Source organism: Bradyrhizobium sp. (genome assembly GCF_016462955.1).
GTDB lineage: Bacteria > Pseudomonadota > Alphaproteobacteria > Rhizobiales > Xanthobacteraceae > Bradyrhizobium.
Genome location: NZ_JAEMSD010000279.1, coordinates 365 through 6,789, shown reverse-complemented (window position 1 = coordinate 6,789; position 6,425 = coordinate 365). Strand labels below are relative to the sequence as shown.

Here is a 6,425-nt window from a genome sequence, read left to right as displayed (position 1 = left end):
CGCTGTCGCAGCGGGATCATCGCAGCCGGTATCGTCGACGCAAGAGACCATCAAGCTGATCCAATCGGAACTGCGCCGCGTCGGCTGCCTCACGACGACCGCCGATGGCGACTGGAGCACGACCTCTCAACGCTCCCTGTCGACATTCAACAAATATGCGGGCACGAAGCTTGATACCAAGATTCCGGGCATCGAGGTGCTGGACACACTCAAAGCGCGGCAGGGCCGTGTCTGCCCGCCAGTCTGCGCCCCCGGCTTCAAGATCGACGGCGATTCCTGCACCAGAATTGCGTGCCGGGAAGGTTTCGTGGTCGGCAGCGACAATGTGTGCGAAAAAGTCAGGGCAAAGAGATCAACTCCGGAAGAGCGGAAAGATCAACGCGATCGGCCCGAAACGACGAGATCAGCAGCCGAGCTGATCAAGCAATTCAACAACAATCCGACCTGCTCGAACATTCGAGCCGTGTGTGAAAGAAGCGTGAGTACCAGGCACTGTGCATCGTCCTTTGCACAGTGCATGCAAACTGGACGATGGAAAAGCGGCGTCAGCCAAAGTCAGTATGAAGGCGTTGCACGGCGCTAGCGTTCGGGACAGGGAGCGAGTGCCAGCCATGCGACGGCATTAACTCATGTCGGCAGCTGCAAACGCCGCGCATTCTGCGGAGCGCACCCACACGCCGGACGAAGCGCGGTACGACGCATCGCAAGATGCGAGGCACAATGAACCATTTCAGCACCCACAGACTGACCGCCGAGCGGCTTCGCGAGGACCACCTTGCCGACCTCGTTGCGTTGCATCGCGATGCCGACGTCTCCCGCTATCTCGGCGGGGTGCGGACGCCCGAGGTCACGAAGGCTTATGTCGCGACCAACATCGACCATTGGAACCAGCACGGCTTCGGCCTCTGGACGCTGCGGACGAAAGACGGGTTCTTCGCGGGACGGGCGGGCCTCTGGCACATCCTGGTCGACGACGTCGACGAGATCGAGATCTTCTACGCGTTCAAGCGCGAATACTGGGGGCGGGGATTTGCCAGCGAGATTGCCTCCGCATTGACGGACATCGGCCTGTCGCAGCTAATGCTGCCGTCTCTCATCGGCCTCGTGTATGTGGGGAACGGTGCGTCCCGGCGCGTGCTGGAGAATCGAACTACCTCCTAAAGCGTAGCGCGAACCGCCACGGCGAGGACCTCGTGATCTACCGCATCCGACGGTGAATGCCACGCGAGGACGGCAACGGAGGTGGAGCTTGTGTTCATTTTTGTACGGAGGCCACCCAGGGATCATCCGCATTGTCTTTCATAGCGGAACCGCTGACCCGATGACGCGTCAGCTTCCCTGATGGCCCATGCTCCGAAGACGGGAACTCGAGCGCGGCCCGGGAGTTCCCCAAACGGACCATTTCAGCCGATTCGGCTCCCGGCGGGAGCGCATCGAAAGCTTTCGGAACATACGCTTAAGGGGGGTTCATGACCGGTCAATCCGCGGCTGCTCCAGGTAGCGACCTCAAGGATTTGCCGAGAGTTTCGACCGGCAGCGAAGGGCTGGACGACATCCTGGGCGGCGGCTTGGATGCCAACCGGATGTATCTCTACGAAGGGCGGCCGGGCACGGGCAAAACCACGATTGCGCTCCAATTCCTTCTGCGTGGGGTGCGCGAGGGCGAACGCGTCCTCTACATCTCTCTCTCCGAGACCAAGCGCGAGCTTACCGTGGTGGCCCGGCGACACGGATGGTCACTGGACGGTGTCGACATCTTCGAGCTCGTTCCGCCGGAAACAACGCTTGATCCCGAGCGGGAGCTCACGGTTTTTCATCCCGCCGAAATGGAGCTGAGTGAAACCACCGGTTTGATCTTCAAGGAAGTCGAACGGATCAATCCCTCCCGCGTGGTGCTCGACAGCCTGTCCGAACTTCGCCTGCTGGCGCAGAACCCGCTGCGATACCGGCGCCAGGTGCTGGCGCTCAAGCACTTCTTCACCAATCGCAACTGTACCGTCGTGCTACTCGACGATCTCTCGTCGTCGCAGGACGACCTGCAGCTGCACTCTATCGCGCATGGCGTGGTGATGCTCGAACAGCTTGCCATCGACTACGGTTCCGAGCGGCGACGGCTTCGCGTGATCAAGATGCGCGGCATCCGATTTCGGGGCGGCTTCCACGACTTCAAGATCACGCAAGGGGGGGTGCGGATCTTCCCTCGGCTGGTTGCGGCCGAGCATCACAGATTGTTCGAAGGTGAAACGGTGTCCAGCGGCAGCGCCGCCCTCGACCAACTCCTGGGAGGCGGGCTCGAGCGCGGCACCAACGCGCTTCTCCTCGGCTCTGCTGGCGTCGGCAAATCGTCCGTTGCACTGACCTACGCCATCGCAGCAGCGGAACGTGGCGAGCACGCCGTATTCTTCGCCTTCGATGAAGGGCGCGGAACGGTCGAGGCACGTGCCCGGGCGCTTGGCTTGCCCCTGGACAAGCATCTCGCCTCCGGGAAGATCCGGTTTCAACAAATCGATCCCGCCGAATTGTCGCCCGGCGAGTTTGCGGCAAGTATTCGCCGGAGCGTCGAGGTCGACAACGCCCGCGTGATCATCATCGACAGCCTGACTGGCTATCTCAACGCGATGCCGGATGAACGCTTTCTCATTCTGCAGATGCACGAACTGCTCAGCTACCTGGCCCAGCAGGGCGTGTTTACAATCCTCATTCTTGCTCAGCATGGGCTTGTTGGCCCCATGGATACGCCAGTCGATCTCAGCTATCTGAGCGATGCAGTCGTAATGCTGCGCTATTTCGAGTTCGCGGGAACGGTTCGGCGCGCCTTGTCGGTCGTCAAGAAGCGCAGCGGCAGCCACGAGCATGGCATCCGCGAATTCCGGCTCGGTAGCAGCGGGATCAAGCTTGGCCCGCCACTTCTCGAGTTCAGCGGCATCTTTTCCGGCAATCCGCGCTATACCGGCACGGTACTCCCGGAAGGGACCGGCGAATGACCGCCGATCGCGATCACCGCGTTCTCGTATTCGCCCCGATCGGCCGCGACGGACAGGCCTCGGCCGAGCTTCTGCGTAGCGCGAATCTCGAGGCGGTCAATTGCCGGGACTTGCCCGAGCTCGTCAGCGAAATGGCGGCAGGTGTCGGCACCGTGTTTCTGGCCGAGGAAGGACTATTCGGCAAAGACACGGCGCCGCTGGCACAATGGATAGCGAGCCAGCCGCCTTGGTCGGACCTGCCTTTCGTCGTCCTCACCAGCCATCGCGAGCAGCCTTCGGTCGTCGCCTGGCGGCGCAGCATCGTCGGGCTTCTTCGCAATGTTTCGTTGCTCGAACGGCCCGTCCAGCCGATCACGCTGACCAGCGCCATTCAATCGGCGATGCGGGCGCGCCGGCGCCAATATGAGATCCGGGCTCTGCTCGAGGCGCGCGAGCAGACCGCGCAGGAGCTCGAAAAGCTGGTGATCGAGCGGACCAAGGCGCTGGAGGAAGCCAACAAGCAGCTTCGCCTCGAAATGGAGGAACGTGCGCGGGTCGAGGAAACGCTTCGCCAGGCTCAGAAGATTGAAGCCATCGGCCAGCTCACCGGCGGCGTGGCCCACGACTTCAACAATCTGTTGATGGTGATTTCCGGCGGCCTCGACATGCTCGACCGCCAGGCCGATCCGAACCGGCGCCGCCGGCTGATGGACGGGATGATCCAGGCGGCGCAGCGCGGGGCCAGCCTGACCAGGCAGCTTCTGGCGTTCTCACGGCGGCAGAAGCTCCGGCCGGAGCCCGTCGACGTCGCTGCGCAGATCGGCGGCATGCGCGAACTGCTCGATCGCAGCCTGAGGGGCGACGTCCATGTCGAGTTCGACTTTCCTGAGCAGCTCTGGCCGGTGGAGGTCGATCCCGGAGAGCTCGAGCTCGTCATTCTCAACCTGGCCGTCAACGCCCGCGACGCCATGCCCAACGGCGGCACCATCGTCGTGCGCGGGGAAAATCTTCCCGACCTGAAGGAGGGGGAGATCGCCGGCGACTATGTCCGCCTGTCCGTCATCGACACCGGCGTCGGCATGCCCCCGGATATCCTGTCGCGCGTGTTCGAGCCGTTCTTCACGACCAAGGACGTCGGCAAGGGGTCGGGACTGGGGCTGGCGCAGGTCCATGGCTTTGCCACGCAATCGCGCGGCACGGTGAGAATCCAGTCGGAAGTCGGCCGGGGCACCAGCATGGAGCTGTACTTGCCGCGATCCTTCGACGTTCCCTCCGGCGAAAGACACCTCATCGACATCACCAGGGTGCGCCCGAAAAAGAGCAATCAGGGGCAGATCCTGCTGGTGGAGGACGATGACGAGGTTGCCGCGCTCGTCAGCGAGATGCTCGGCCAGCTCGGTTACGACGTCACGCGCGCCGCCAGCGCTGCCGCGGCGCTCGGCGCCCTCGCCGACGGCCGCTCGGTCGATGTCGTCTTCTCGGATATCATGATGCCGGGCGGCATGAATGGCGTCGAGCTTGCGCACGAGATCAAGAAGCGACGAAGCGACATACCGATATTGCTGACCAGCGGATACGCCGAAGCCTCGGTCCGTGAGGCGGAGAGCGCGGGTATCGAGATCTTGCCGAAACCCTATCACATCGACGATCTGGCTGCGGCCCTGTCCGCGGCAAAATCCAGTCTGCAGCGCGATGCGGCATCCCAGCGCTCGAATTCGCGTTGAGAGCAGCTCGGATTTGGCTGGCGCTGTATCTGTGGCCATCCTTCGAGACGCCCGCCATTGGCGTGCCCTCAGGATGAGAGGACCTGGCCTACCTGAAATATCCCAGCACGAGATCGACATCCGCGCTGCGGGCCACCGTGCCGTTCAGCTCGGCGTCGATGACGCGGCGACAGGCTTCGATCGCGGCGTGGTCGCCGAGATCGTTGGCAGCTTCGAGCGCGAGCCAGGCGGCATCCACGGAAGCCTTGTCCGGCGCTGCGCCGCCGAGATCGGCGGCAGCGGCATTGCCGAGATTCTTCTTGCGAACGGCGGTACCGAATTGAGGCAACATTGCAGATACTCCCCTGTCCTTGGTGTACCGGTCAGTGAACTTGGAGCTCGGGCTGACGGCCCGCCGCGTCGGCGCCCGTTCCGGTCTTGCGCGACTGGTAGAACTTCAAGATGCTGCGCGAGGTCTCGATCTTGAGCCGGCCGAATTCGCGCTCGTTGTCGCGGAGGTCGCGCGCCGTGATCAGATGATCCTTGGCGCCGAGGAACAGCAGCGACATCGTCGTGTCCCAGGAGAAGTCGAGCGCCTTGCACAGCACGAGGATCATCTCGCGGTTGCGGTCCATCAGCGCGCGCTCGATCACGTCGACCGGCAGCGACGACAGCAGCGACAGGCCGATCTGCACTTCGTCGAAGCGGTGCTGGCGCGCGTAGTTCGAGATGGAGTCCTGATTGAGGTTGCCCTGACGGTACTGCGTCGTCACCACGCGCTTGGCGACGAAATAACTGCGCGAGGACGGGCCGAACTTGGACTGGAGATCGCCAGTGACGTCGGTCACCGAGCTCTGGATCTGCGCCATCATCTCGGGCCGCTCGGTCTCGAGGCGGCGGCGGACGTCTTCCGAAGCCTTCGCGATCAGCTGCTGGAAGATGTGGCGCGGCACGTCCTTGCGCAGGCCGAGCTGCTCGGCAAGGATCGAATCGCCCTCGGCGCGGCGGACCATGTGCAACAGGCCAGATCCGGAGAAGCGAGCGCCCTCGTTCTTCGCAACCGAGGTCACGACCTCCTGGTTGCCGCGCTTGACCAGCACGTCGGTCACGGCTTCGCCGAGCGACTGGCGCTGCGAGATCGCGAGCAGATGCGCCTGGCCCTTGGTCATGGCGCTCTCGACCAGCATCTTCTCGTCGATACGGGTGGAGTCGCGCAGCACGGGACCGGCGACGTCGATCTCGTCGTCGAGGGCGAGCTTTGCGATGACGTTGAGCGGTGCGTGATCGCAGCCCGACATCATCTCGGAGAGCTGCGCGCGTGCGGCAACCTCGATCTCGTCGGCGAGCCGTCCGATGACCTCGCCGAACGTGGAGATCTCGTCGTCGCTGTAGCGGCCGGTGATCAGGATGTCGGTCGCATGCCACAACGCCTTCGCCCGGCTTTCTTCGCTGCCGCGCGCGATCGCGTCGTCCAGATCCTGAAGAAGCGATTTCGCCCCGTTCATCTCGATCACCCCAGTTCTTGGCCGTTGTTCGGTCCGCCGCGGGTGGCGGGACACCGAGTCCTCTGGGAACCAAATCTAGAGGCGAAACGCGAGAATCCAGTAAAATCGACAAATCAGTTTTGCCGGGCAAAATTCATTTAAATGAGAGGGATTACGTTAGCGGGTGAGCAGTGGTGCCCACCTCTCCCGCAGGGAGAGGTCGGATCGCATCGAATGATGCGATCCGGGTGATGCGCAATTGCGCGCGCCATAAC

The 6,425-nt window shown here is 63.0% G+C and carries 4 protein-coding genes and 2 pseudogenes; 4 read left to right on the top strand and 2 right to left on the bottom strand.

Annotated elements, in window-relative coordinates; genetic code table 11:
- The 4 genes and pseudogenes from JHD07_RS24600 to JHD07_RS24585 form a co-directional block, all read left to right on the top strand.
- Nucleotides 1-583 (top strand): annotated as a pseudogene (locus JHD07_RS24600) (hypothetical protein); the annotation flags it as partial.
- A 137-nt stretch (nucleotides 584-720) separates the two neighbouring features.
- A pseudogene (locus JHD07_RS24595) lies at nucleotides 721-1,217 on the top strand (GNAT family N-acetyltransferase).
- Nucleotides 1,218-1,469: 252 nt separating this feature from the next.
- Nucleotides 1,470-2,984: an ATPase domain-containing protein gene (locus tag JHD07_RS24590; RefSeq protein WP_291626763.1), complete on the top strand. Its 1,515-nt coding sequence runs from the start codon at nucleotides 1,470-1,472 to the stop codon at nucleotides 2,982-2,984.
- On the top strand, nucleotides 2,981-4,687 hold the full coding sequence (locus JHD07_RS24585) for an ATP-binding protein (RefSeq protein WP_291626761.1): 1,707 nt from the start codon (nucleotides 2,981-2,983) through the stop codon (nucleotides 4,685-4,687). The genes JHD07_RS24590 and JHD07_RS24585 overlap by 4 nt, the downstream gene beginning before the upstream one ends.
- Nucleotides 4,688-4,775: 88 nt before the next feature.
- Here the strand turns inward: JHD07_RS24585 and JHD07_RS24580 are convergent, their stop codons facing one another.
- Nucleotides 4,776-5,018, bottom strand: coding sequence for a hypothetical protein (locus JHD07_RS24580; RefSeq protein ID WP_291626759.1), 243 nt, complete (start codon nucleotides 5,016-5,018; stop codon nucleotides 4,776-4,778).
- Between the two features lie 31 nt (nucleotides 5,019-5,049).
- The gene (locus JHD07_RS24575) at nucleotides 5,050-6,171 is read right to left on the bottom strand and encodes a DUF2336 domain-containing protein (RefSeq protein ID WP_291626757.1); all 1,122 of its coding nucleotides are present in this window, start codon (nucleotides 6,169-6,171) and stop codon (nucleotides 5,050-5,052) included.
- Between the last annotated feature and the right edge of the window lie 254 nt (nucleotides 6,172-6,425).